The organism is Neorhizobium sp. T25_13 (genome assembly GCF_002968675.1).
In the GTDB taxonomy this organism is placed as follows: domain Bacteria; phylum Pseudomonadota; class Alphaproteobacteria; order Rhizobiales; family Rhizobiaceae; genus Neorhizobium; species Neorhizobium tomejilense.
Map to the genome: position 1 here is coordinate 46,519 of NZ_PVBI01000016.1, position 22,797 is coordinate 69,315.

The 22,797-nt window shown below is 58.8% G+C and carries 23 protein-coding genes; 11 read left to right on the plus strand and 12 right to left on the minus strand.

Translation table 11 applies throughout. The annotated features are described in order from the left end of the window. Positions 1 to 48: 48 nt before the first annotated feature. The gene (locus C5J22_RS26880; RefSeq protein WP_105440738.1) at positions 49 to 1,485 is read left to right on the plus strand and encodes an oligosaccharide flippase family protein; all 1,437 of its coding nucleotides are present in this window, start codon (positions 49 to 51) and stop codon (positions 1,483 to 1,485) included. Between the two features lie 5 nt (positions 1,486 to 1,490). On the opposite strand, the gene C5J22_RS26885 is transcribed toward C5J22_RS26880, so the two are convergent. From C5J22_RS26885 to C5J22_RS26900, 4 genes are all read right to left on the minus strand, one after another. Beyond that, positions 1,491 to 2,579, minus strand: coding sequence for a glycosyltransferase family 2 protein (locus C5J22_RS26885; protein ID WP_105440739.1), 1,089 nt, complete (start codon positions 2,577 to 2,579; stop codon positions 1,491 to 1,493). After that, positions 2,576 to 4,249 carry a Wzz/FepE/Etk N-terminal domain-containing protein gene (locus C5J22_RS26890; RefSeq protein WP_105440740.1) on the minus strand — a complete coding sequence of 558 codons (1,674 nt, stop codon included), beginning with the start codon at positions 4,247 to 4,249 and terminating at the stop codon, positions 2,576 to 2,578. The genes C5J22_RS26885 and C5J22_RS26890 overlap by 4 nt, the downstream gene beginning before the upstream one ends. Continuing rightward, a complete protein-coding gene (locus tag C5J22_RS26895) occupies positions 4,246 to 6,267 on the minus strand; it encodes a glycosyltransferase family 1 protein (RefSeq protein ID WP_105440741.1) in 2,022 nt (673 codons plus the stop codon). Before C5J22_RS26895 ends, C5J22_RS26890 begins: the two co-directional genes overlap by 4 nt. A gap of 299 nt (positions 6,268 to 6,566) precedes the next feature. Beyond that, entirely contained in the window at positions 6,567 to 7,286 is a 720-nt protein-coding gene (locus C5J22_RS26900; protein WP_105440742.1) for a sugar transferase, read from the minus strand. Positions 7,287 to 7,606: 320 nt separating this feature from the next. Between C5J22_RS26900 and C5J22_RS26905 the strand changes: the two genes are divergently transcribed. The 3 genes from C5J22_RS26905 (at position 7,607) to C5J22_RS26915 (ending at position 10,485) form a co-directional block, all read left to right on the plus strand. Beyond that, the gene (locus C5J22_RS26905) at positions 7,607 to 8,689 is read left to right on the plus strand and encodes a glycosyltransferase (RefSeq protein ID WP_105440806.1); all 1,083 of its coding nucleotides are present in this window, start codon (positions 7,607 to 7,609) and stop codon (positions 8,687 to 8,689) included. Between the two features lie 27 nt (positions 8,690 to 8,716). Then, on the plus strand, positions 8,717 to 10,051 hold the full coding sequence (locus C5J22_RS26910; RefSeq protein ID WP_371412673.1) for a polysaccharide biosynthesis/export family protein: 1,335 nt from the start codon (positions 8,717 to 8,719) through the stop codon (positions 10,049 to 10,051). 140 nt (positions 10,052 to 10,191) lie between these two features. Then, a complete protein-coding gene (locus C5J22_RS26915; RefSeq protein ID WP_105440743.1) occupies positions 10,192 to 10,485 on the plus strand; it encodes a hypothetical protein in 294 nt (97 codons plus the stop codon). 129 nt (positions 10,486 to 10,614) lie between these two features. Here the strand turns inward: C5J22_RS26915 and C5J22_RS32120 are convergent, their stop codons facing one another. After that, complete coding sequence (locus C5J22_RS32120) at positions 10,615 to 10,773, minus strand: NAD(P)-binding protein (protein ID WP_371412674.1); 159 nt, start codon at positions 10,771 to 10,773, stop codon at positions 10,615 to 10,617. Positions 10,774 to 10,977: 204 nt separating this feature from the next. Between C5J22_RS32120 and C5J22_RS26920 the strand changes: the two genes are divergently transcribed. Together C5J22_RS26920 and C5J22_RS26925 are read left to right on the plus strand one after the other, a co-directional pair. Continuing rightward, positions 10,978 to 12,120 (plus strand): glycosyltransferase, encoded by a 1,143-nt coding sequence (locus tag C5J22_RS26920; RefSeq protein WP_105440744.1) that lies wholly within the window; start codon positions 10,978 to 10,980, stop codon positions 12,118 to 12,120. A gap of 42 nt (positions 12,121 to 12,162) precedes the next feature. Further along, positions 12,163 to 13,092 carry a family 16 glycosylhydrolase gene (locus C5J22_RS26925; RefSeq protein ID WP_105440745.1) on the plus strand — a complete coding sequence of 310 codons (930 nt, stop codon included), beginning with the start codon at positions 12,163 to 12,165 and terminating at the stop codon, positions 13,090 to 13,092. Positions 13,093 to 13,114: 22 nt separating this feature from the next. Here the strand turns inward: C5J22_RS26925 and C5J22_RS26930 are convergent, their stop codons facing one another. The 4 genes from C5J22_RS26930 to C5J22_RS26945 all read right to left on the minus strand — a co-directional run bounded on the left by C5J22_RS26930 (position 13,115) and on the right by C5J22_RS26945 (position 17,046). Beyond that, complete coding sequence (locus tag C5J22_RS26930) at positions 13,115 to 14,518, minus strand: hypothetical protein (protein WP_105440746.1); 1,404 nt, start codon at positions 14,516 to 14,518, stop codon at positions 13,115 to 13,117. Beyond that, positions 14,515 to 14,934, minus strand: a complete 420-nt coding sequence (locus tag C5J22_RS26935; RefSeq protein ID WP_205837228.1) for a hypothetical protein — start codon at positions 14,932 to 14,934, stop codon at positions 14,515 to 14,517. Before C5J22_RS26935 ends, C5J22_RS26930 begins: the two co-directional genes overlap by 4 nt. A 548-nt stretch (positions 14,935 to 15,482) precedes the next feature. Beyond that, entirely contained in the window at positions 15,483 to 16,391 is a 909-nt protein-coding gene (locus C5J22_RS26940; RefSeq protein WP_105440748.1) for a dihydrodipicolinate synthase family protein, read from the minus strand. 16 nt (positions 16,392 to 16,407) lie between these two features. Further along, entirely contained in the window at positions 16,408 to 17,046 is a 639-nt protein-coding gene (locus tag C5J22_RS26945) for a LysE family translocator (RefSeq protein WP_105440749.1), read from the minus strand. Positions 17,047 to 17,175: 129 nt separating this feature from the next. On the opposite strand from C5J22_RS26945, the gene C5J22_RS26950 reads away from it, so the two are divergent. Then, positions 17,176 to 18,684: a PLP-dependent aminotransferase family protein gene (locus C5J22_RS26950; protein WP_105440750.1), complete on the plus strand. Its 1,509-nt coding sequence runs from the start codon at positions 17,176 to 17,178 to the stop codon at positions 18,682 to 18,684. A 97-nt stretch (positions 18,685 to 18,781) separates the two neighbouring features. On the opposite strand, the gene C5J22_RS26955 is transcribed toward C5J22_RS26950, so the two are convergent. Further along, complete coding sequence (locus tag C5J22_RS26955; protein ID WP_046604592.1) at positions 18,782 to 19,087, minus strand: hypothetical protein; 306 nt, start codon at positions 19,085 to 19,087, stop codon at positions 18,782 to 18,784. Positions 19,088 to 19,441: 354 nt separating this feature from the next. Here C5J22_RS26955 and C5J22_RS26960 point away from each other — a divergent pair, with 354 nt between their 5' ends. Beyond that, positions 19,442 to 19,780 carry a hypothetical protein gene (locus C5J22_RS26960; RefSeq protein ID WP_105440751.1) on the plus strand — a complete coding sequence of 113 codons (339 nt, stop codon included), beginning with the start codon at positions 19,442 to 19,444 and terminating at the stop codon, positions 19,778 to 19,780. On the opposite strand, the gene C5J22_RS26965 is transcribed toward C5J22_RS26960, so the two are convergent. After that, entirely contained in the window at positions 19,777 to 20,043 is a 267-nt protein-coding gene (locus tag C5J22_RS26965) for a hypothetical protein (protein WP_105440752.1), read from the minus strand. The two genes, C5J22_RS26960 and C5J22_RS26965, sit on opposite strands and share 4 nt — an antisense overlap. 233 nt (positions 20,044 to 20,276) lie before the next feature. Between C5J22_RS26965 and C5J22_RS26970 the strand changes: the two genes are divergently transcribed. Together C5J22_RS26970 and C5J22_RS26975 are read left to right on the plus strand one after the other, a co-directional pair. Next, positions 20,277 to 20,993 carry a Crp/Fnr family transcriptional regulator gene (locus C5J22_RS26970; RefSeq protein ID WP_105440753.1) on the plus strand — a complete coding sequence of 239 codons (717 nt, stop codon included), beginning with the start codon at positions 20,277 to 20,279 and terminating at the stop codon, positions 20,991 to 20,993. Between the two features lie 75 nt (positions 20,994 to 21,068). Further along, on the plus strand, positions 21,069 to 21,314 hold the full coding sequence (locus C5J22_RS26975) for a hypothetical protein (protein ID WP_105440754.1): 246 nt from the start codon (positions 21,069 to 21,071) through the stop codon (positions 21,312 to 21,314). A 7-nt stretch (positions 21,315 to 21,321) separates the two neighbouring features. Here the strand turns inward: C5J22_RS26975 and C5J22_RS26980 are convergent, their stop codons facing one another. Beyond that, positions 21,322 to 22,035, minus strand: coding sequence for a Crp/Fnr family transcriptional regulator (locus tag C5J22_RS26980; protein WP_105440755.1), 714 nt, complete (start codon positions 22,033 to 22,035; stop codon positions 21,322 to 21,324). Positions 22,036 to 22,218: 183 nt separating this feature from the next. Here C5J22_RS26980 and C5J22_RS26985 point away from each other — a divergent pair, with 183 nt between their 5' ends. Then, positions 22,219 to 22,647, plus strand: a complete 429-nt coding sequence (locus C5J22_RS26985; RefSeq protein WP_105440756.1) for a response regulator — start codon at positions 22,219 to 22,221, stop codon at positions 22,645 to 22,647. The last annotated feature ends 150 nt before the right edge of the window (positions 22,648 to 22,797 follow it).

A 22,797-nucleotide genomic window follows, 5' to 3' on the forward strand; every position in this document is an offset into this window, starting at 1 on the left:
GGCTTCCTTGTTCATGGAGCCGGCAGTGAGACAGAGGCATGGTGAAGAATGCTGGCGTTCGCAGCTCTCAAAGGAGCCAGTTGGCTCGTCTTTTCTCGCTTCGTCGGGCGGTTTATCGACTTTTTCAACGTACTCATCCTAGCTCGCCTGTTGTCCCCGGCGGAGTTCGGGTTGGCGGCGCTCGCAATGGCGCTGGTCGTGATCATAGATACCGTTCTGGAAGTCCCGGTCACCCAGGCGCTGGTGCGACTGCCGAAGCTCGATAAAAGCCACCTTGATACCGGCTTCACACTTGGTGTGTTGAGAAGTTCGGCGATCGCCGTGATCTTCCTTGTCGCGACCTGGCCGTATTCGCTGCTGAATGGAAATCCCTTGCTCGTTCCGGTGATCGCCGCCATGGCGCTCAGCCCTATCGCGAAGGGATTCATGAGTCCTGCCATGGTGCATTTTGCCCGCGCGCTCGAATTCCGCCCGACATTCGCGATCGAAACGATCAGCAAGCTCTGCGCTTTTGCGGTCGCTGTCGCCACCGTGGCTGCCGGAGGCGGCTATTGGGCGATCGTCGTCAATTTCGTGACCACCGCATTTGTCGCCACCGTCGCTTCTTATGCCGTGGCCCCTTACAGACCTGCGTTCTCGCTGAACCGGCTCTCGGATTTTGCGGGCTTTATCGGCTGGTTCAGTTCGGCGCAACTGGTGTCCGCCTTGAATTGGCAGTTTGATCGTTTCCTGATCGGCTCTGCCGGAAACAGCGCCATGCTCGGCCGCTACGCCGTTGCAAGCGACATCGCCGTCATCCCGACCCAGAGCATCATCGGCCCGGCGCTGCAGCCGGTCATGGCAGCGTTTTCGCAGATCAGTTCGAATGCGGACCGAATGAGGACGGCTTTCCTCAAGGCAAGCCGTTTCGCGATGCTGATTTCGCTTCCAGTTTGCGTCGGCCTCTCCCTGACGGCAGATCTCGTGACCGCTATCCTGCTCGGAGCGCAATGGAGCGACGCGGCTCCTTATCTCAGCCTGCTCGCCCTTTCGGTCATTCCGATACCCTATTTCCAGACGCTCTATTCGGCGAGCCTCGCTCTCGATCGTCCCTCCGTCATTTTCAGGCTCAACGCGATCGACCTGTGCTTCCGGGTCGTTCTGATCTCCGTCGGCTTTTATCTTCTTGCAGCCCATGGAGCGAGCATTGGCCGAATCCTGGTCGCTTCCGTCATGGCTGTTTTCTACGTTGTCGAGGCACGGCGGCTGTTCGGGCTGGGGCCTTGGCAGCAGCTCCGGAACCTCTGGAAAGTTCTGATTTCCGCGGCTGTCATGGCAGTTGTCGTCATCTGGCTGCGAACGGGAATGCCGGCGTCCGGTCTGCCCGTCGCGATACAGCTTATCGCGGTAGCGAGCGCGGGTACCGCCACCTACCTCGCCACACTGTTCGGGCTGGGCATGCGGATTGCCCTTACAGCCGGAAGACCTGATCTGGTCGATCGATAATCCGCTCAGATCAGCGCCCGAATGAGCCCGCGCGTCGAGCGGGTCCCGGCGCCCAGACGATAGGCAAGCGCCTTTCGGGCGCGATCTCTGGGAAGCAGACTGATGGCCGTGAAAAACAGTGTCATGGAAACCTTCATCCGCAGCGGGTTTTTGTCCCGCCACAACCGCCCCACAAGCCCAGACAGGCTGGCGAAGGAAATCCGTTCGTCCTCCGCCACCGCAAGATAAAAGCGCCGCTCACGGTAGAAATAGGCATGCTCGGTGGACACGAGACCGAACCGATGGCCATAGGCTGGCAGGATCCGGCGTAGATGCTCCGTCCTGGCGACGAATCTCTGAAGATCCCGATGCAAAGCTTGTGTATTCAATTCGTCACCGAAGCCGGAATCGTTGCGGTCATGGACCCGGTAAAGACCGAGCGGCTGCGCAAGGCTCACCACGTCGCCGATGAACGGAGCCGCGAACAGAATAATGCCATCGACAGCCCTGTCATAGTCTGCGTCCTTCAGGAGCTCGCACACGTCGCGTCTGAAAACGTTGCCCGACGTCGGAGGTGTCGCGTAGACACCGGTACGCAAGACCCGGCCCGCCAGTTCACGGCCTCTGAACGCCTGGAGTTCGGGTATCGGGCCGCTGATGACATTGCCGTCGCCATCGATCCGCTTCAACGGAAACTGAAGTTTCGCAACGCCGTCGTCCAGGTTGGTGAGGATCATCTCCAATGCCTGCGGAAGAAGCTCATCATCGGCATCCAGAAATAGGACAAAGGGTGCCTGTGTCTGCTCAAGGCCAAAAAGACAGGCCCTGCGCTGACCGCCATTTGTAAGCCGAAACGCACGCACTCCCAGCTCGCGGATCACCTCCCATGAACCATCGGTTGAGCCGTCGTCGATCACGAGGATCTGGCACTGCCGGCACTTTTGCGAAAGGACGCTTTCAACCGCGCGCCTGATGAATTGCGAATAGTTGAAGCAGGTGATGATGATGGCGAGCTTGCAGATACTGCCCTCCGGATCATCCGTGGATTGTTCAGATCCGGAGGAATCCTGCACCTGTGGAGGTGTTTGAGGGGAAGGCACGGGGTCTGCGGTCATGACCTGACCCTGTTGACTACGGTGCCGATCACCGGCGCGCCGGCGCGCCGCAGCTGGTTGTGAACGTCCTTCACCTCGTCAATTGTCGTGCGTCCGCTCTTTGCGACGATCAAGACGGCATCGGCATGAAATGCCAACGCCAGCGCATCGAGGGAGGTATCAAGGGCCGGAAGATCGAAGATGACATCTCCCTTCAATCGAGCCGATTCCAGAATCCGCAAGACGCTGGGATGGCGGAAATCCGCAAAAATATCGATATGCGGGTCTGTCGAGTGGATCGGCAGCGTGGCGATGCCATCGAGATTGCCAAAGGACAGCTGATCCGCCTTCAGACCTGAGATTGCCACGTCGGCCAGGGAGGCTGAGGAACTGGATGTTTCTTCGACCATGGACGGCAGTCCCGAATAGAAGAACGTCACATTGTGGCCGCTTCGGCTCAGAAGCTGTGCCATGCTGAGAGACAGGGTCGAAACGCCGGTCGCAGCCGTTGCCCCGATGAATGCTATCACGATGTTTCTTTCTCGCCGTTGCGATGCGCAGGCGACATCGACGGAGGTTTTCAAGTCGCGAATGACGCTGGCGTATCGTTGGAGCGCCGGGCTGTCGAAATGCCACCCGATGCCTGCCGTCTTGCCGGTGTCCGGAACCGTTGCCAGGCACGGAATGCCGGTTTCCTGCGAGAGTTCCTTCGTATCGCGCACCCGTCGATCAAAGGCCACGTTGATGGCTATGGTCGACATACCAATCAGAAACCCCAGCAGCCCACCTAATGCGGCGATCAGTGCCTTGCGCGGGCCGGAGGGATCGAGTGGCGGAAGTGCGGCGCCGATGATCCGAGCATCGGCATCCGGTGTGGCCAGCACGGGTAACGTGCCGTTCCTCATTGCCTCCCGGGCAGCGTTGACCTGGGTAGCCAGCGAGTCCAGTCGTCCCTGCAGCGTGTCCGTGCCAGCTCGTGCCATCTGCTCTTTTGAGGCAATCGATTGGAGGATGTATCCCGACGCCATGGCGTTTGCGACACGGGCAGGAAGGTTCTGATTATATGACCAGAATTCGATTTCGACGACGTAGGATTGCCCCACTCGCCGTGCGCTCAGCCGTTTGATGAAATTCGCGAAGGCAATGCGGCGGGCGTTTTCGCGGGGATCTGCGGTCGGATCCAGAGCATCCTCGGCCCGCCTTGATGTCTTGCCAAGCGTCGTCAACCCGTTGTCCACGAGCGTCGACATCGTGTCCTGCACCTGAACCGCCAGCCCGCTGAATTCCTTCGGCGGCCGGGGACCGAGTTCGGCGTCACCTTGAAGGACAAGGCTGTCGAAGACGGCGGATAGAAGCCGCTCCGAACGGATGATCTGCAACTCGCTTTCGGCGCTGTTCAGGTCCAGGTTCTGTTGCCCGCTGATGTCGCGGTCGGCGGAAGCAAATTGCCGCGGCTCCAGCAGAAGCGTTGCCGTGGCATTGTACACCTTGGGAAGAGAGTTCGCATAAAGAAAGGCGAGCAGAAACCCAGCCGCCGTGCACGCGACAAGCCGTATCTTGTTACGCCACGCAAGCGCGACCATCAGGCGCAGCAGCGCGAGAGGACCTTCCCCGGGATCGCCTGGCGGCGCGCGATCCGTGCGCCACATACGGGAAGCTTCCTCCAGAGGACCAGGCCTGTTGAAAGTCATTTGGCCTTCCCTCCTGCTCGCAGCGGACGAGCGCTGAAGACCGGCAACCGAGCAGCACGCTCAGGCTCCAGGCGTCCCCGCAGAACATCCGCAAAACCTATGAGATTGCCTTTGACCCTCCCGCGACGATCGATAAACGGTTCCGCCCATAACAGCCGGCCGAAATTGCTGGCGATGTTGCGCAGAACCTGGTCGGCAACCTGCGCAAGCGTCATGGTGCCTTTGCGCATCATGTAGAGCGGGTTGACGATCTGAGAATATCCCAGCCGTTCACCGCTCACGCGGCCGCTCTTGACGCCCATATGTATCCCGCAGGCCTCGTCCGATTTGACGAAGCGTCCACCCTGCTTGGCAAGCGCAGCCGCGAAATCACGATCCTCCAGCCAGCCGTACAGGACCAGCCGTTCGTCGAACCTTGCGTCGCCGATGGCGGACATGCGGAAAGCCATGTTGCAGCCATAGGGACTGTAGGGTTCATGCCACCTCGAGCGAGGGGATGGCGCACGATCCAGAAGGCGAAGGGCCTCATCGAAGGGGATACCGGGGCCTTTGATTCCGTCGGCGATGACGTGCCCCGTCAACCCAACGAGGCGGATTTCATCGCGAAACGCGCAGACGGCGGATGCCAGCCAATTTGCGTGGGCGACGAAATCATCGTCGAAAAAGACGACCACGTCCGTTCCGGCAGGCAGGTTGGCGAGCGCTCTGTTGCGTTGGGCTGCAAGGCCGGCCTTTCCTGTGACGATCGTCACCTTGGGATCGGAAACCAGATCGCCGACGTCGGACGCATCCACGCAGGACACCACCAACGTATCCGGCCGAACCGTCTGGGTTGCGAGAAGATGGCGTACCGTCGCACTGATGACGGCCGGGCGACCGCGGGTGGCGATGACCACCGCCAGGCTAAGTTCCGTCGACCTTGGCGATTTATGCGGAACAAGGCCTTTCGCGGGGTTCTGAAGCAGTTCCCGATAACCCGCTGCGGTGTTCGTCCAGGAGAAGTTGCGCACCTGCTCCAAGCCCCGACCGCGCAGCTCGCCTTTGAGCAGATCGGACCCCTTCAGGGCTGCGATATGCCTGATCCACTCCTCCGGCTGGAAGGGAGAGGCCATCAGCGCCGCCGCACCGCATACTTCAGGCATGCTGGCGCAATCGGACGCCACGACGGGGCAACCCAGGGCCATGGCTTCGACAATGGGCAGCCCAAAGCCCTCGGTGATGGAGGGGAACGCCAGACAAAGTGCGTGTTTCAGAAAATAGGCAAGATCGTCGTCCGACACCCGCCCCGCGAGAAGGAGGTTGGGCCGTTTTTCGAGAAGGTCGGAGGCAAAAATACCGGCACTTCCGCCGGCGACGACGATGTCGATATCCAGGTCGTCAAGAGCCGCTGCAGCCTTCACCAGCAAGCCAACGTTCTTGTGCTGGGCACGAGAGGCAAGCGCCAGAACGAATTGGCGGCCTCTTGCGCCTACGGCAGTGACCATTTGCGGCGCGACCTCCGCCAGCCCGGCGTCCCACTCGAGAGCATGTTCATGGCCATTGGGAAGGACGGCAATGTCCTCCTGCCGGACAGGCAGGTAGCGTGCGAGTTGCCGGGCCGATGCGTGAGAGACGGTGGCGATGCGGGCGGAACGTCGAACCAGGAGCGGATGCAGCCGGGAGTAGGCCATACGGAAGGCGCGGCTATAACTTTCGGGGGCGGCAAAAATGTTGGCGTCATGGATGCAGACGATCTGATCCTTCTTAAGAACGGGTGCCGAATTGCAAAGATTGAGCAGCGGCCCCTGGCAAGTCCGGGCAAGCACGGTCTGCTCCCACGCGTGCCCGCCGAAATCACCGGAGGTGACCAGCGGAAGTCGGGCAAAACCCGGGTCCGGCGTGCCGACGGGCGCGATTATCGGTAGTCGCTCTTCATGACCGAAGGTGCGGTCGAGAGCCCTGACGACATTCATCGCATAGCGTTGGACGCCGGTCGCACCTTGCGTCAGGAACCGCCCGTTGATGGCGCAGTGCTCCATTGAGCTCACGACTGCCCTCCATCATCGTTCGCGCGGAAAGGGGAGGCAATGTACGGATACCAAGGGCGGTGGACGGGGGAGCCCCGCTCATCTGCGAATTTTCCGGCTTGCGAAAAACAAGACCGCGGCGACAAGCAGATGGCGGTCTTTTTTTGCTGAAAGTTTCTGCTGACGATCTCAAAGCTGGCTTGCAAGATGTACTGATCCTTAAAGCTATTGCATTGCGTCTGCCGTATTGCGCCCGCTCCCGCGGAACGTCCGCCGTTTCTTAACCGCCCCCACGGGGGCGGGTTCAATAATCAATAGCTGCCGTGCGCGCGCAGGACCGCCGGAACGGTCTTGGCCATGATGACGATATCCCCCCAGATGCTTTGTTCCCGGACATAGCGCATGTCGAGTTCGACACGTGCGTTGTAGCTGATGTCGTTGCGGCCGCTGATCTGCCAGAGCCCAGTCAGGCCAGGCCGAACCCGGATGTAATCCACAAAGTGGCGACCATAGAACTCCGCCTCGCTCGATACGATCGGGCGCGGGCCGACGATGCTCATTTGTCCCAGTATGACGTTCAGGAGTTGGGGTATCTCATCGGCGCTGCTCTTGCGCAGCAAGGCACCGAGCGGCGTAATCCTGGGGTCGTTCTTCAGTTTGCGCGTGGCCGCCCATTCCGCCCTCTCCGACGGATTGGCGGAGAGATGCCGAAGCAGAGCTTCATCGGCATCGGGGACCATTGTCCTGAACTTGAGACACGGGAACATCACCCCATTCTTGCCAATCCGGCGATGCCCAACGAAGATCGGGCGGCCTTGAACGGCATAGAGCAGGGCGATCAGCATCACCATCATCGGCATGAGAACGATAAGGGCAATGAGAGAAATGACCGTGTCGAGAGCCCGTTTCAGATAGACCGAGAAGCGATGGGAGGCTTCGTTTCCGATCCTCGGGAAAGAAAATTGTTCGGGTGCCTGAAGATGCGTGCCGTTCATCGCATTCAAATTACCACTGACATTCATGTCATTCATCTGCTGGCTCCGTACTCTAGATAAAAGACGAAAGGGTATGGGCAGACAATCTATAGCGGCATCCATACCCACGTTAGCGCCTGGTATTTCATTTGACAATACTTTTATTGCGGCGCACTATTTAGGCATCATGGAATGTATCGGTACTATTTACCGATATATGTGCGAGTTAAACTGCACATTCCGGGGTAGATAGTCATATCTACTTCTTTCGATCTAGAACGTGGGTCAAATTGCTGCAATGGCTGATGAATTTGGCTGTTGCTCGGTCATGGGGAGACTTCATGCGGGTGGCAATCGTCCATTACTGGCTGGTCGGAATGCGGGGCGGGGAAAAGGTCCTGGAGGCGCTCTGCCGGATTTATCCGGGCGCCGATATCTATACCCATGTGTATGATCCCACTGTAATTTCAGCGGAAATCCGGAAGCATCGCATCCAAACGACCTTCATCGATTCCTTGCCCTACGCGAAGCGGATGTACAAAAGATATCTGCCGCTGATGCCCATGGCTTTGGAGCAGCTGGACCTCAGCGGGTATGACCTCGTCATTAGTAGCGAGTCGGGTCCTTCAAAAGGAGTAATACCTACCTCGCCGGCCATCCATATTTGTTACTGTCATTCGCCCATGCGATACATTTGGAACATGTACAATAAGTACTATGAGACCTCCGGCAGGTTGACGCGGATGATGATGCCGCCGCTGGCGCATTATTTGCGGACCTGGGATGTCGCGGCGGCCAGCCGTGTCGATGAATTCATCGCCAATTCCACGACGGTGGCACAGCGGGTGAAGAGCTATTACCGCAGGGATGCGCACATCATCCATCCGCCCGTCGATACCCAGGCTTTTCGACCGGTCGCCACCGGCGACCTCGAGGATTATTATCTGATGGCTGGGGAACTGGTGAGCTACAAACGCCCGGATCTCGCCGTGGAAGCTTTCAACCGGATGAAGGCGAAGCTGGTGGTCATCGGCGGCGGCGAAATGCTGGCGCGCCTGCGCAAGATCGCCGGGCCGACCGTGACGATCATGGGTGCCCAGCCATTCGACGTCCTTCAGCACCACTATGCACGCTGCAGGGCACTGGTATTTCCGGGCGAGGAAGATTTCGGCATCGTGCCCGTTGAAGCGATGGCAAGCGGTCGCCCTGTCATCGCTTACGGACGGGGCGGAGCGACGGAAACCGTCGTCGCCGGCAAGACCGGTGTATTTTTCCCCATCCAATCGATCGAGGCCGTCATCGATGCCGTGGAGCGTCTCGATAAAATGGATCTCAACCCCGCCGATGCCGTGGCGCGGGCGCAGGATTTCAGGACGTCGGTTTTCATCGACAAATTCAGGTCCTACGCCAATCATCTCACAGGGCAGGGGCCGATCTGGGATGACGTGCGAATAGCTTAAGCCAATTGGAGAAACAGGAGTGACCGGATGCAGCGACTGAGTTTCTTGCAGCGCCCGTTTGCGATGCATGTCAGAGCATCGGCCGCGCCAGCCTCCCGGCTGCGTTACCTGGCCAAGTTTCTCCTGGCGCTGATGGCCTGGTTTGCGGTTTTTTCTCCGGGAAATCCGGCAGGCGCGGCCGACTATACGCTCGGGCCGCAGGACGTCCTTAAAATTCGCGTTTTCGAATGGCGGCCGAATGCCGGAGTGGCGTTCGAATGGGTGCCGTTGACAGGTGAATTCGCCGTTTCCGCGGCAGGTACGTTATCGCTTCCGATCATCGGCACCGTTTCGGTCGCCGGCAAGACGCTGGATGACGTATCAGGCTTGATCGGGGAGCAGCTTCAGAAACAGGTCGGTCTGCAGAAGCGGCCCAATGCTTCCGTGGAGGTCTCGGTCTACCGGCCATTCTTCGTCACCGGCTTGGTGTCCAAGCCGGGGAAATATGGCTATGTGCCTGGCCTGACGGTGATCCAGGCAATCAGCATGGCTGGCGGGCTCGGGCAGGGAGATCCTGAAATGCTCGCTCTCCAGCGCGATGCGCTGGTTAGTCACGGGGACCTCGGCCAACTGGAGTTCGAACATTATGGCCTTCTGGCGCGTCAAGCTCGTGTCGAGGCGCTTCTGGCCGGCGCGACTTCGATCTCGTTCCCGCAGGATCTGACATCGCAAGCCTCCCGACCGGCGCTGGCACGCGTGATGCAGGATGAGCAGGCATTGTTCGAGACCCGGCTGCACCTGATGAACACGGAACTCGACAGGCTTGGTCAGGCCAAGATTCTGGCCACGAACCAGCTCGAAACCCTGCGGCTCAAGGAAAGCTCGCTCGCCAGGCAGACCGAAATGGCGGCAAAGGATCTGAACGCCGTCAACAAGATGGTGTCCCAGGGGCTGACGGTATCGTCTCGGCAACTGGGCGCAAACCAAAGCCTCGCGGATCTCGAAAGCCGCAGCCTGGATGTCTCGCTTGCAATTCTCAAGACGCAGCAGGATCTCGCCAAACTCGATCAGGAAATGGGCGATTTTCGCCAGAAATACAGAGGTGACGCGCTTACCGAGGCTGTGGACCTGCGGGATCGGCTGGCGGCCAATTCCGAAAAGGCGAAAACGGCGCGTGCGCTTCTGGCAAACATCGAACTGCGCGCTCCCGCCGCCCTTGCCGCTCTGGAAGCCGACGGCGAGCCAGCGTTTGTCATCAAGGTCAATCGGACAATCAATGGAGCGATGCGGACCCTGGTCGTCAGTGACAATGATGAGGTGGGTCCGGGCGACGTCGTGCGGGTGGAAAGACGAGCAAGAGATATTCGGCCGAAGAATTTCTAAACCGCAGCCGGATCCGACAGCACAAAATAGCCATCCGGCTGGGAGCCGGAAGCCCGCCGATTCCCGCTTGCTAGGAACATTCAGCACATGTTAGAATAAAATTCTCAAATACCGGAGACGAAACTGGTCAAAGGACGCTGATGACTTGGGTCTTGGTCATTGCATTCATCATCGGCTTGCTTTGCGCAGCCCGGTTGCCAATTTTGATCTTCACGCTTTTCGTTCTGGCAGTCATCATCGTTTGGGCGACAACCGCAATTGTTCTCGATAATTCGATATCCGATGCGCTGACCTGGGCGTTCCTGGTGGCGGTGGCGCTTGAGGCGGGTTGTGTCGCCATGAATGGAATCTTCTATCTGCTCTATGTCCGGAGGCGGGTAAACGGGCGGGAACAATCCTCGCTGGGCGCGAATTCGAAATACTCCGGAGAATGAGACGCTCAAGGCCGATCGATGGCACAGATCTTGAACCAGACGGGTCAATGTCGAGGCCACCCGATAACTTGCGCCAGCCTGCGAGCGTGAGAGTATTGCCGCCTTCTGTTATGCGAGCACCGTTTCGGTTTACGGGAGTGGACGAAAGTGCCTGCCGCCGCTCTCCAGAAGAGTGACGCGCAAGTTTGTATTCGACAATTCCCGCACAAGCGTGGTGCCGGCTGGTCCCGACCCGACAATGCAGATGTCGCAGGATGGCAACGGAAGTACAGTTCCTCCAAAGGCCACCGTTAGCTCGATGACGGGCGCCCAGAAAACCTTTGCAGTTGCAGTTTCGTCGACATTGTAGCAATGTTATTGATATATATATCAAATAATTCTTGTATTCCGCCATTTTTGACTTAAAATTATTGCAATGATGCTTTAGATCTTCTACGGAAGATTCCACTTACTATACTAGGTCTTCGGGAAAATTCAAAGAGGTTAAGGTATATGCAAATGGCAACAATACCATACTTCGAAAGACTTAGTCCCCATACACCTTTGAAGATCCTCTACGTCCAACCGGGGACGAGCGCTTTCGCCGGTATCGAGAGGGTCGTGGATACGATCTGCTCCGGTTTGATGGATCGGTATGGGAGCGACTTCGAGGTGGACGTCCTCTACACTTCGGTTCACAAAAATCGCCCGACGGAGAGCAGGAGTTACACCATTATCGATCGTGTGGCTTCGAGCCGGATCGAACTGATGCGCAACTTCCGGGAAGTCATTGCGGGCAAGGATTATGACCTGATCGTCGTGCCGCAGATCGAGCCGACGGTGATCTGCATGGCCTCCTGCATCGGCATCCGGCGCCGGTTTGCCGTCCATCTTCACGGCAATCCCAAGCGGGAGCGCAGCCACATCAAGGCCAAGATACTCTTCCTGTTGATGAAGACGCTTTTTCTTCCGAAGATCGCCTCGGTTTTCGGAACTTCTCCGCGGCAGCTCACTGCATTCAACGCGATGTTCAAGAACAAGCGCCCGCATTACTGGGTGCCGAACCCCGTGCGAAAGTTTGACCTTTCCGATGCCGACCGGGCGCGCGTCGACGATAATGTCACCTTCATCAATGTCGGTCGCTTTTCCTTCCAAAAGGGCCAGGACATTCTTTTGGCCGCATTTTCCGAGCTGCGGAAAAAACGCAGCAATGTCCTGCTGAAAATCGTCGGTTATGGCGACGGGGAGACGGCCTTGCGGGCAGAGATCGACCGCCGGGGCCTCACGGACGTAGTAAGCCTGGAGCACCATCCCGATAATCCCCAGCCCGCGCTGGTGGCAAGTGACGTCTATGTCTCCACGTCCCGATGGGAGGGGTGGTCGCTGGCGATCTGTGAAGCGTTGCGGTTTGGTCTGCCCGTCATCGCGACCGATTGCGAATTCGGCCCAAGCGATATCCTCGTCGACAGCAGGCTCGGCCTGCTCGTGCCGGTAGATCGAAGCGAAGAGCTCGTGAACGCGATGATTTATTATTGCGACAATCTGCGCGCCGAGCAGGCCCATGCCAGCTTCCGGCAGGAGTTCATTGACTGTTACAGCCCGGAGCGGGTGCTTGAGGTGCATGCCAAGGCGTTGCGGAGTGCGGCAGCGGCATAGATCTCTGCGGGTCAGCCTGAATGAAACGACGTGAGGTGGATCATGACGACTTTATTGTCCCGTCGCTCATTCGCGGTCGGCGCCTTGGCCTCGGCGGTCCTCGCCGGCGGTCTCCTTTGGCGATCGAAGGCATCAGCTCGCCTGGAGGACCCGACCAGCGGGCGAGCCCTGATATTTGAGGATAATTTCACCAGGCTCGATTGGTCGACCTGGAGCGCCGGTCCGAAGCCGACGACCTCCGAGCCGGGCTTTTACGGCCGTTCGGCCTTCGCGAGAGATAGCGGCGAAGAGGGTTTCAATCCCTATGCGATTGTCGACGACCCGAACGCGAGCGATGGCAAGGCGTTGGAAGTGGCTGCAAAGCACATTGGACAACCGATGAAGGTCCCCCATTATTACGGTAATAACCTCGCCGAGTTTCAATGGATATCGGGCAATATTCAGACGGCCAAGCGCGATGGCACGATCCTGAAAGGTTGGCGACGCGGTTATTTCGAGGCGCGGATGCTGTTTCCAAGACACCCGTTGAGCTGGCCGGCTTTCTGGATGATGAATGGACGCAGCATCCTGCGTCCTCAGACGAGCATCGAAATCGACGTCGTCGAGCATAAGGGCTGGGAACCCACGCTCTACGGGGCCTATCTGCACGAATGGGGGCAACCCGGCGAGCACAGTGAAGGAACCGGCGTGCCCACGCCGATCGATATGACCGCCGGTTATTGCCGATACGGGGTGCTGGTCACCGACACCGAATGCACTATCTATTTCGAACGGCAGCCCATCATTGATACCAGGACCGGAATGCCCGCGGTCTGGACGATCACCCGCTCCGCACAACTCGATGCCGAGCAGGATGTATTCTGGCCGGTCCTCACGCTTGCCCTGCGTTCGGATGTTGCTTATCCGCAGCCACTCTTGCCCGCGGACACGCTCACACGTATGCGGGTCGATTATTTCCGGGTGTATGCCTGACGGACAAGCTTGAGGCGGCCAATCAACTCACCTTCACGGTCACGTAGCGGGTCGCCGGAACAGTCACCGTTTCGTGCTCCGGCTCGGCGCTCGAAAGGCCGGCCAGGATGAAGAACACAAGGCCGAGATCGACGGTCGGCCCCGCAACCATGGCGCCGATCATCAGGCAGGCGCAGCCGTTGCGCGCGGCAAGCCGGACATCCGAGGTGAAGGTGCGTCGCATCCCGCGCCGTTTCGAGAATGCCGAGATCGCAAAGAGCGAAAACATGATCGTTCCGGGTATCCCCACATTGGAGAGCAGGGCGAACAGGAAGCTTGATGTGCGGGAGGTGCCGAGGCCAACTCCGAGACCGTAGGAATCGAGAAAGTTCTGGTATCCATAGGTGTTCCAGGAACTGCGTTCTACCGCGGAATGCGACGTGGACTTGCTAAAGATGAGCAGGTCAAAATAGTCGTAGAGCTGCCGGAAAAGTGCATCGTTGATGGCAATCACCAATGCGATGAGGCAAATCAACGGCGGCGCAAACAGCACGATCGCCGAACTGTTCCGGGCTCCGGACTGCCCGCCACAGCGGAAGACGGCGGTGATATACAAGATCACGAAGCAAAGCGGCAAAGCCAATAGGCCTGCCGACGACGTAGACCGTATCACCAGAAGGGTCGTGACAAGAAAAAGTGCGCCGCTGCATCTCAGGTTGCGCCCGCAGAGCCACAGCGTGCCGGTAAACCCGACGGCGGCGAGGCTGATGCCGGCGAATGCCGACGCCTCCGGCCATGAGCCGACGATACGCTTGACACCGGCTACGACGTCATCATCGTGAAATGTGTATTGGGCATTGCGGATGTAGAGAAAGAGGTCTTGAGCCCCAGTGCCATAGGTCGCGATGTCGAGCAGAGCAAAGAAGGCATTCGCGCCGGCGAATACCAGCACCCCGACGATGATCGCCCTGAAGCCGGCCATGGTGGATCCGATCGCCAGGATCAGGACATAGGTGAGAAGATCTGCGGAAACGTAGACCGCCTGGGTAAAATTGCTGGAGACCGGCCCCAAAGGCACGGTGCTGCCGGTGGATGGATATTCGGAAGCGCCGAGCGGGATGATGTCCGTGATGCGGGCAAGCAGGCGCGGCGCGAAAAAACCCAACGCTGTTCCGTAGATCAGCAGACAGGCCAGCCAGAACCCGGGATTAGGGAAGGACAGTGCCTTCAGCGCGATGCTGAACTTGTCTCGATAGGTCAGGACGCTAAGGGCAAGGAATGCGAGAAAGAGGTGTGCCGGCTGGATGTTTGCGGAACCCGCCAGGATCGCGGCTGCAGCACCGAAAACGGAAAGGCCGATGAACACGACGATGCTCGCATGGTATCCCGCGAATAGACAGTAGAGCCCCAGAACGAGCGTAAATATTCCGATGGGCTCCAAACTCATGCGCGATACCTGTCGTTGCCGGCGCCGGGGCGCACCTGTGCGACGATCGCCTTCCAACTCCTCATGACCGGATCGAAATAGGCGGCCTTGAACCTATTGAATTTCTGCAATGACGCGTCTCTGTCGCCAGAAATGCCGACTACCGCGCTGGAAACCAGAGCCATGGCCGCGAGGCCCGGGGCGATGAAGACGAGATCCGTCAGCTTTCTCCAGACATAGATGATGACATCCATGTGGAAACTTTTCGATGTGAGCACATTGAAAGGCACGCAGTGCTCGAACATTTCCCGGAATGAAAAGTCCGAGCTGTCTCTCCACAGCAGGAAGAAGAAGCTCAGCAATCCCGCGCCGAAGAAAATCCCCCATGTAGTGGCGAACTGCGGAAAATTCAGAAAATATGCCTGTAGACTTTCCATCTTGATCCCTTTCATTCGTTGCGTGGAGCCGAACGTGCTTCACGTCAGGACGCATTGGGGGACTGTGTATGGTCGCTATGGGTAGCAAGGCATGCAATGCAGCGACGGATCTGCCGAACGGCCTGTTCGAAGGCACGCGCTCCATCCGTCCCAAGGGTCGAGCCTTCGCCGTGCTTCGTAAGTTACGACAAAACCCAAGGTCGGTCGCTTTCCGAACCGAACCCTAGGTTATCTCCGTATCGCAAGTGATCGTATCGCTTTGAACCGTCCTGGCAACAGCATCAAAAGGTTTAGGGAGAATAGGCATTCGTCGCAGCCAAACCATTAAGAGTCTTCCGAGAATGAGGACTGCTTTGGCCGGGGGCGAGACGATCGACGATCCCTGGCCGGCTACCTGCTTACGATTGAGAACTTGATGATACGTCTCTCTCTGAAGCCGATGCCGCAGTGGTTAAACGTGCAGTTTGGTCCGTCCATCTGGCCTAGATCGGAACCGCCGCTGAGCAAAGGCAGAGATGGACGATGTCCCCGAACCCACGTCCGGCACATCAAGACCTCTGCGGGGCCGCGACCTCGAGGATATCCAATGCGAGCCTGACGTCATCTCCGGTGTCTTTCGGCAACGGTAACACCGGACGCGGCGGCTGGATGTGCGCCAGATCCAGAAGGCCCGCAATGGCGAACATAACGCGGAAGCTGCCGTAGCGCTTGAACAAGGTCCAGAGCGGTTCGAAAGCCTTGTTCAACCGCGCGGCCTCGACAATGTCGCCGGCCTGCGCTGCACGCGTCAGGGCAAGCGCCGGCCCCGGTAGCAGGCCTGCCGCAACGCTGTACCAGGTGTCACATCCGGCAAGCAAGGCATCGGCCGCCCCCCAATCGCCGCTATATCCGATCGTGAACCTGTCAGGGGTGACCTGCCGTAGGCGTGCGAGTTCCCCGGCGTAATCGCCACCTGCCGCCAGGGGCATTTTCACCGCGACCACGTTGGACACCGCCGACAGCCGGGCGATCAACGCATCGCTGAACGTGAAGCGCGTAGTGGTTGGATTGTTGTAGATGCATAAAGGCAATTCCCCCGCCTCGGCCACAGCGACGAAGTGCTGAAAGACTTCGTCCTCGTGCAGGGGAACGTATGACATGGGCGCCAGGAGCAGACCGTCGGCGCCAGCGGCTTTGGCATCGCGCGCCAAAGCCTGAGCGTCGTCGGTGCGCAATGCTCCTACACCCACCACAAGAGGCGTCTTGCCGCCAATACATTCAACGGCAACCGCGACGGCACGCCTGCGCTCTTCCTTCGTGAGGTATGCATAGCCACCCGTGCTGCCGAGCAACCCGATGGAATCTGCACCCGCGTGATGGATACGCTCGAGAAAACGGGCCAGCGCCTCGGCGTCGACGCGCCCTTCAGCATCGGTCGGGGTCAGGGGGAACGCAGACAGGCCATTGAACAAAGTCATGATCCAACCTTTCAAACTAAATACGGGAGAGCAGCATGCGCAGCCCCGCGAACGCAAAGAACAGCGACAGCAGGCTTTCGATCCAACGGCGGCAGCGGCGGTACAGAGCCACCATCGGCGCTGTGGAGAAGACAATGGCGTAGCCACAGAAGATCGCGACGCTCAAGACGGCGCAGCCACCCAATATAGCGGCGATGCTTTCCCACGAAGAACTCGGGCCGATGCCCAACGTGACCAGCGCGATCCATGCCAGCACGGATTTCGGGTTCGCCAAATGCATCAGGAGGCCCCGCCGGTAGAGCGCGGCCCGAGAAAGAGCAACTTCATCCGCCGACACGCGCGCCGCCAGCTTCTCGTTCGACATCAGCGCCGAACGTCCCGCCTTGAAGGCGAGGAACAGCAGATACAAGCCCCCGAAAATCTGGAGAGCGATCAGGGCCTCGGCGTACCTGGCCAACAAGGCGGAGATACCCGTCGAGGCCATCAGACCCCAGAAGATCGAGCCGCTGACAACGCCGGAGGCAAGCATGAGCGCAGCGCCTCTGCCGCGCGCCATCGCCACGCCCATGATGCGCATGTTGCTCGGGCCGGGGCTACCCGCGGCGATGACATATGCTGCATAGACTATGAGCAGTTGATGCAGGTCGGAATTCATTCCTTGAAGCCCTTTAAACCTTATCCAGCACCGAAAGATGCAATTGCTACCGGTGACGATTGTCTTGACTGCAAGCGACCTATTGCAGTTCATTGGCACAAACTAAACTGCCAGTTTGGGAGATTTTCATTGGTCCAGTACAGGCAAGGGTCTCGCAGGACCGGAGCGACGCGCCGTATCTATCATTCCCTGCTCAACCAGATCGAAGCTGGTGTCTATGGTGTCGGTGACGCTCTACCTTCAAGCCGTTCGCTTGCGGAAGAACTGGGTGTTTCGAGGACGACGGTGACCGCCGCCTTCGGCCAGCTTGTTTCGGAGGGATATGTCCGGGTGCAGCAGGGACGGAAAGCGTGTGTCGCTTCAGCAGGGCGGCTGAGCCAGGTTGCTCCGCCCGACCGTTCGGCGATCCCCGCTCGCCGGCTTTCCGCCTATGCAACTCGTGCGATGGCTCTGCCGCCGAACAGCATCGCCGGGAGGCTGCCGCTCAAATTCGATTTCCGCTACGGCGATATTGCGGCAGAGGACTTTCCCAAGGCCCCCTGGCGAAAAGCGCTGAATACCGCCTTCCTCAGGCATCGCGACAGATTGGGATACGATGATCCAGCAGGAAGCCGATCCTTGCGGGAGGCGTTGCAGGGCTATGTCTGGCGGTCAAGGGGCATCAGCTGCGATCTCGGCCAGATCATCGTTGTCAACGGATCGCAGCAGGCGCTGGACCTATGCGCTCGGGTTCTTGTCAATCCCGGCGATCGTGTCGTGGTCGAAGACCCGTGTTATGCCATGGCCAAGAACGTGATGCATGCCGTCGGAGCAAACATCGTTGCCGTACCTTGTGGCGCTCAGGGCATAGATACCACGAAGCTTCCTGAGGTTGGCGACATCGCAGTCGCCTATGTGACGCCGAGCCACCAGTTTCCGCTGGGAGGAGTCTTACCCGCTGCGCATCGCCAAGCCTTGATGGAGTGGTCCATGTCGGCGAGGGCTTATGTCATCGAGGACGACTACGACAGCGAGTATCGGTACGATGTCAGCCCCATTCCGCCCCTTTATCTCTCTGGGCAAGGCCGCGTCATCTATGTCGGAACGGTCTCAAAAACCCTGTCGCCGACGCTCAGGCTCGGATACGTCATAATTCCGCATCCACTCGTCGAGGCCTTTATCGAATGCAAGCGGATTGCCGATCGCCACACATCCACGTTCGAACAGGAGGCTCTCGCCGCGCTGATCGAGACCGGTGCCTACGAGCGGCATGTCCGCAAAATGCGGAGGCTTAACGCTGAGCGACGCGCCGTATTCTTGGCGTCGATGACCAGCGCTTTTGTGGACGACATCGAGATCGTCGGCACGACTGCGGGACTTCACGTCGTCGTGTGGTTCAACACCATTTCCGGCCGACAAGAGGCGCGTTTCGCGGATATCGCTCGAAGCCACGACATTGGAATCTATCCCATCGCTCGCCTGTTCTCATCGCCGGCTGATGAACGAGCCGGATATATCTTTGGCTATGCCTCCATGTCTGTCGATCAACTCGCCAAAGGAGTGGAAAAGTTGCATCGCGCATACCTCGGCTTCATCGGCGAAAAGGTCCCTCCAGGCGGGAGCGGGAGCCAAAACGGCAAGTCTTCGAGCGCCACATAGTTTCGACCGGCGACTATGCGACGCATCCGCTGTTTCTGCGACTTCGAGAAGAAACGTCTTCCGCTGCGCAGATGACAGCGGACGTCAGCGCCATTTCCTAAATCCCTGACCCGTCGAACTGCTGTGTGTCGCGGCCTTCCCAGGGTGAGGGCAGCGAAAGGCGATTGAGGCTGGCCGAGGGCATCGGCATCCAACACTTCAGTTCCGGCTCGGCGTATTCGATGATGTGGCCGGGCGAGGAGTCAGAGGCGCGCCAGCCTTCTCCACCGAACTGATCGCCATTCGACCAGTACGCGAGGTCAACTTCTGCCGGCCCCTGTTCGGACGGCCGGATGGTGACCAAGATCCGGCTACCGTCCTTCGGTGCGCTTGCCATGTGGCGCCAGCGATCTGTCTCGTCCATCGTTTTTCCTCCTGCCTTGCTGCAGGTTGAACTGTCGCCTCGCCATCGAAAACGGTCAACTCAAACTTTGCAAAACCACCCTCCGTTGGTCTGATCACGGCGGCGGTGGGCTTTCCCTCGATGACAATGGTCATGTCTATCCCATGCGCTCGGAGGCATAGGAACCCGGGCTTGCCGGGAAGACGACGGTGTGATTGCCGTTGACGAAGGTGCGGTAGTCCGCGACCATTGCGGCGCTTGCGAAAATTGTGGACCTGTCAGCGAACTTCCGACTTCCACCACAGTTTGCGGTAGGTAAGTGATGGATGAGTAGAAACCTCGCTCGTAGCAGGATCACAGGTGAAGCCGTACCGAATGATCGTCATCGGGAACAAGAACATCGTTTCTTCCGAAATTCGCGATGCCTGGAAACAAGCGGGGGTCGGGTTGCGAGGCCCCGTTTTGCCGTCGGCTTTCGAAATGGGCCTCGTGCGGGCTGCCCATGGCGTGCTGATCGATGCCACGGAGGATGCCAATTTCATGTTTCGGATATCCGAGCAGCTTGAAGCGGCTTCGGTTCCCTTTGTCTTCGTGGTTCGTGAAGAGCTGGTTCTTGGACATAAGGGCCCTTACGTGCTCGGAGTTCGGCCTGAAGATATCAAAGACATTGTCGAAGAGCTGCTTCAACAATACGACAGCGGCGTCCGGCACTAGGATTGATTTCGTTCGGTCGACGAATGTGCCGCGAAATTCTTTAGCATCAGCCTGAACAGCTGGAGGCGAAGAGCCTGGCTCGTTTGTCCCAGAGGACGTTGAAGTTTTGCCTCTATGATCGTTCGATCGGCAAGTGCACCGGCTTCCCTGTCGGAGCGGACGAAACGACGTGCCATACGGCGGACCCAGGGGACGAGATCGTCGATCTTAGGATTCACATCTTCCTGGCTATTGGGACTTGGCGCACCCGGGACGACGGTCATTCGCTGCTCCCTCCTTACGCCAGATAATCCAGCAGGCTGTTATGTCGTTCCGGTACGGTAGCGGACAGTCGAAGTGCTGGCCGCTTGGTGCATCCCTACCTGACGCGCCAGCGTGCAAAGCTTGCTGGTGAAGATCCAAAGGAGTAGACTTCATTTTATCGTTCGCAGACTAAACAGGGCGCGAACGGCTGAGGGTTACAGTGTGCTCTTGCCCCCAATCGTGGGAAGCACACATGGCCGCGCCTCTGCAATTCAATATGCCGAACAAGCTTCTGGCGTTGCTTCCTCCAGCCGACTACGACCAGATTGCGCCGGACCTGGCCCATGTCGTCCTTCCAAGAGGAAGCTTGCTCGGCGAAATGGGAAAGCCCATCAAATATGTCTATTTTCTCACGTCCGGGATAGGTTCCGTCGTCGCGACGACGCCCGAGGGTCATCGCGCCGAAGCAGGCCTGTTTGGCCTTGATGGGTATGTCCCCACCTCGGCTGTCGCGGGCGCGGAGATCAACGCGCACGACGTCGGCATCCAGCTGGAGGGCGATGGCTACAGGATGGACTACGATGCGTTCCGCGGCTGGATGGAGCGGAACAGGAGCCTTTCCAAGGTGATGATCCGCTCGCTGGAGGCGTTTTCGATTCAGCTCGCCTATACGGCCGCGTCAAACGCCATACATGACGTCACCGAAAGATTGGCCCGCTGGCTGCTGATGTGTCATGACCGTGTGCCTGGCAATGAAATCAACCTCACTCACGACTTCATCTCGTTGATGCTGGCCGTCCGCCGGCCGAGCGTGACGACGGCTCTGCACGTGCTTGAAGGCAATGGATTCATCAAGTCCGAGAGAGGTCACATTACCATTCGCAACCGGGCCGCTCTCGAAGAATTTGCGCATGATGCGTATGGAAGGCCGGAAGAGGAATACCGGCGTCTGATGAGAGACCTTTTCTGACGCATCAGATGCGTTAGATTTGCCGTCGATCGAGCTTTCAGGCAGGGCAGGCAGTCACTCACCGGGCGAACCGACATGACACGCTACTTCTTCCATATCCGGCGGAATGACGAGACGGTCCTCGATGAGGAAGGCGACGAGTTCGCCAGCCTCGACGACGCGCGGGTCAGCGCCGTCAATGCCGTCCGGGAACTAGTGGCGGCAAAGATCAAGAGAGGCCTGATGATCCTCAACGAGCATATGGAAGTACGCGACGAAGCAGACGCGCTACAATTGGTCATCTCGTTCCACGAGGTGATCGAAGGCCAGCTCAAACGCTGAGACCGGTTCAGAATTCGCCGATAAGGCGACGGAATTCCTCTTCCGGCTTGCCGTAGGCGTTGCCTGCGAACTCCTCCATTCCCTTCCTGTCCCGGATGGTGATGCGGCCGCGTTCCGCACGGATGAGTTTCTTGCCTTCAAGGACATGCAAGGCGGTGGTGACGCTCGGTCTGCGAACGCCGAGCATCAACGAGATGAAATCGTGCGTCAGCGCGATCTCGTCGCCGTCCACACGGTCGTGGCACATCAGCAGCCAACGAGCGAGGCGTTCATCGACCTGATAGGTAACGTTGCAAAGCGCCGTGTAGGATATCTGCGAGGCAAAGGTTTGGATAAATCTGGCGAGGAGATTGGCAAAAACGGGATGCTGCGAGAGTGCCCGAATGACGGCGTCGAGCGGCATGCGAAACCCATGCCCTTCCACCTGCATCAGCACCTCATGAACGCTGATCGTGCCGCCGACGCCGGCCGAGGTCGGCGAAAAACCCTCGCGGCCGAACATTCCAGCCTCAGCCCGCTGACCGTCCGACGAGATGGTGACGACCGACCCGATCCCGTTGCAGAGGAAATAGACATAGTCGATCGGCCTGTCTGCCTTGACGATGATAAAACCTCTGTCGAGATCGACGGGCTCAAGCGCGGCGGCGACGCTATGGAACTCGTCGTCCGGCAACAAGGCTATCAGTCGGTTTCGCTTTTCTGGGGGTTCTGCGGCGGACATGGCTCTCGCTGAGGTCGGGCGGGAGCCGAGAGCTTCCGGCCGCCATGCCCAGAACTGACGGACGGTTGTCGATTCTATAGCATCCTGTTGTTCCAGGTGTTTTTGCGTACGCTGGCAGACGCTTCGCCCCTTTTTGTCCATGAAGAGTAATCTCATGGCTCTTCATTTCAGGAGGGCGTAAAAATGGAGAACCCGGGACACGAACCGGTCTTGCTGCTGGAAGATCAGGCTCTTATCGCCATTTACATTGAGGAGCTGCTTCATCAGGCCGGGTTTGACAATATCAGCACGCACTCCTCCTGCGCTGCCGCGGCCGAATGGCTTCAGAAGAACACGCCTAAGCTTGCCGTGATGGAAACCCGGCTCAGAGACGAGCCATGCGACGCCATCGCCGCCGTTCTCAACCAGCGCGGCGTTCCATATATCGTCCACTCGGTAGAACGGGACGGCAGTGGAAATCACCCGTACATGGGCACGAAATGCAGGTGGATCGACAAGCCGTGCGATCCGGATGAATTCGTGAAGGCCGTGAAAGAGTGTGTGCCTCGTCGTCGGAAGTCAGCGCCCGCCCGCCCGGGCAATGAATACCAGGGGCAGTGCGACCATCGGTAGAGAACACCTTCCCACGGGAGGTAGCCGGCGCCGCGGCCTCAAGTTGGGCGATCCTTACTGTTGCTCGCACCTGGCCTGCGCCTGAGGTTTGGTCGCTCCTGCTGTTGCTGGCCGTTCGCCCGAGACGGTGCCGAACATCTTTTCGCAATC

What these genes read in the sequence shown, in the direction of transcription:
- C5J22_RS26880 (WP_105440738.1), top strand. Translation starts at nt 49, where the DNA reads ATGCTGGCGTTCGCAGCTCTCAAAGGAGCCAGTTGGCTCGTCTTTTCT.
- C5J22_RS26885 (WP_105440739.1), bottom strand. Translation starts at nt 2,579, where the DNA reads ATGACCGCAGACCCCGTGCCTTCCCCTCAAACACCTCCACAGGTGCAG.
- C5J22_RS26890 (WP_105440740.1), bottom strand. Translation starts at nt 4,249, where the DNA reads ATGACTTTCAACAGGCCTGGTCCTCTGGAGGAAGCTTCCCGTATGTGG.
- C5J22_RS26895 (WP_105440741.1), bottom strand. Translation starts at nt 6,267, where the DNA reads ATGGAGCACTGCGCCATCAACGGGCGGTTCCTGACGCAAGGTGCGACC.
- C5J22_RS26900 (WP_105440742.1), bottom strand. Translation starts at nt 7,286, where the DNA reads ATGAATGACATGAATGTCAGTGGTAATTTGAATGCGATGAACGGCACG.
- C5J22_RS26905 (WP_105440806.1), top strand. Translation starts at nt 7,607, where the DNA reads ATGCGGGGCGGGGAAAAGGTCCTGGAGGCGCTCTGCCGGATTTATCCG.
- C5J22_RS26910 (WP_371412673.1), top strand. Translation starts at nt 8,717, where the DNA reads ATGCAGCGACTGAGTTTCTTGCAGCGCCCGTTTGCGATGCATGTCAGA.
- C5J22_RS26915 (WP_105440743.1), top strand. Translation starts at nt 10,192, where the DNA reads ATGACTTGGGTCTTGGTCATTGCATTCATCATCGGCTTGCTTTGCGCA.
- C5J22_RS26920 (WP_105440744.1), top strand. Translation starts at nt 10,978, where the DNA reads ATGCAAATGGCAACAATACCATACTTCGAAAGACTTAGTCCCCATACA.
- C5J22_RS26925 (WP_105440745.1), top strand. Translation starts at nt 12,163, where the DNA reads ATGACGACTTTATTGTCCCGTCGCTCATTCGCGGTCGGCGCCTTGGCC.
- C5J22_RS26930 (WP_105440746.1), bottom strand. Translation starts at nt 14,518, where the DNA reads ATGAGTTTGGAGCCCATCGGAATATTTACGCTCGTTCTGGGGCTCTAC.
- C5J22_RS26935 (WP_205837228.1), bottom strand. Translation starts at nt 14,934, where the DNA reads ATGGAAAGTCTACAGGCATATTTTCTGAATTTTCCGCAGTTCGCCACT.
- C5J22_RS26940 (WP_105440748.1), bottom strand. Translation starts at nt 16,391, where the DNA reads ATGACTTTGTTCAATGGCCTGTCTGCGTTCCCCCTGACCCCGACCGAT.
- C5J22_RS26945 (WP_105440749.1), bottom strand. Translation starts at nt 17,046, where the DNA reads ATGAATTCCGACCTGCATCAACTGCTCATAGTCTATGCAGCATATGTC.
- C5J22_RS26955 (WP_046604592.1), bottom strand. Translation starts at nt 19,087, where the DNA reads ATGGACGAGACAGATCGCTGGCGCCACATGGCAAGCGCACCGAAGGAC.
- C5J22_RS26960 (WP_105440751.1), top strand. Translation starts at nt 19,442, where the DNA reads ATGATCGTCATCGGGAACAAGAACATCGTTTCTTCCGAAATTCGCGAT.
- C5J22_RS26965 (WP_105440752.1), bottom strand. Translation starts at nt 20,043, where the DNA reads ATGACCGTCGTCCCGGGTGCGCCAAGTCCCAATAGCCAGGAAGATGTG.
- C5J22_RS26970 (WP_105440753.1), top strand. Translation starts at nt 20,277, where the DNA reads ATGGCCGCGCCTCTGCAATTCAATATGCCGAACAAGCTTCTGGCGTTG.
- C5J22_RS26975 (WP_105440754.1), top strand. Translation starts at nt 21,069, where the DNA reads ATGACACGCTACTTCTTCCATATCCGGCGGAATGACGAGACGGTCCTC.
- C5J22_RS26980 (WP_105440755.1), bottom strand. Translation starts at nt 22,035, where the DNA reads ATGTCCGCCGCAGAACCCCCAGAAAAGCGAAACCGACTGATAGCCTTG.
- C5J22_RS26985 (WP_105440756.1), top strand. Translation starts at nt 22,219, where the DNA reads ATGGAGAACCCGGGACACGAACCGGTCTTGCTGCTGGAAGATCAGGCT.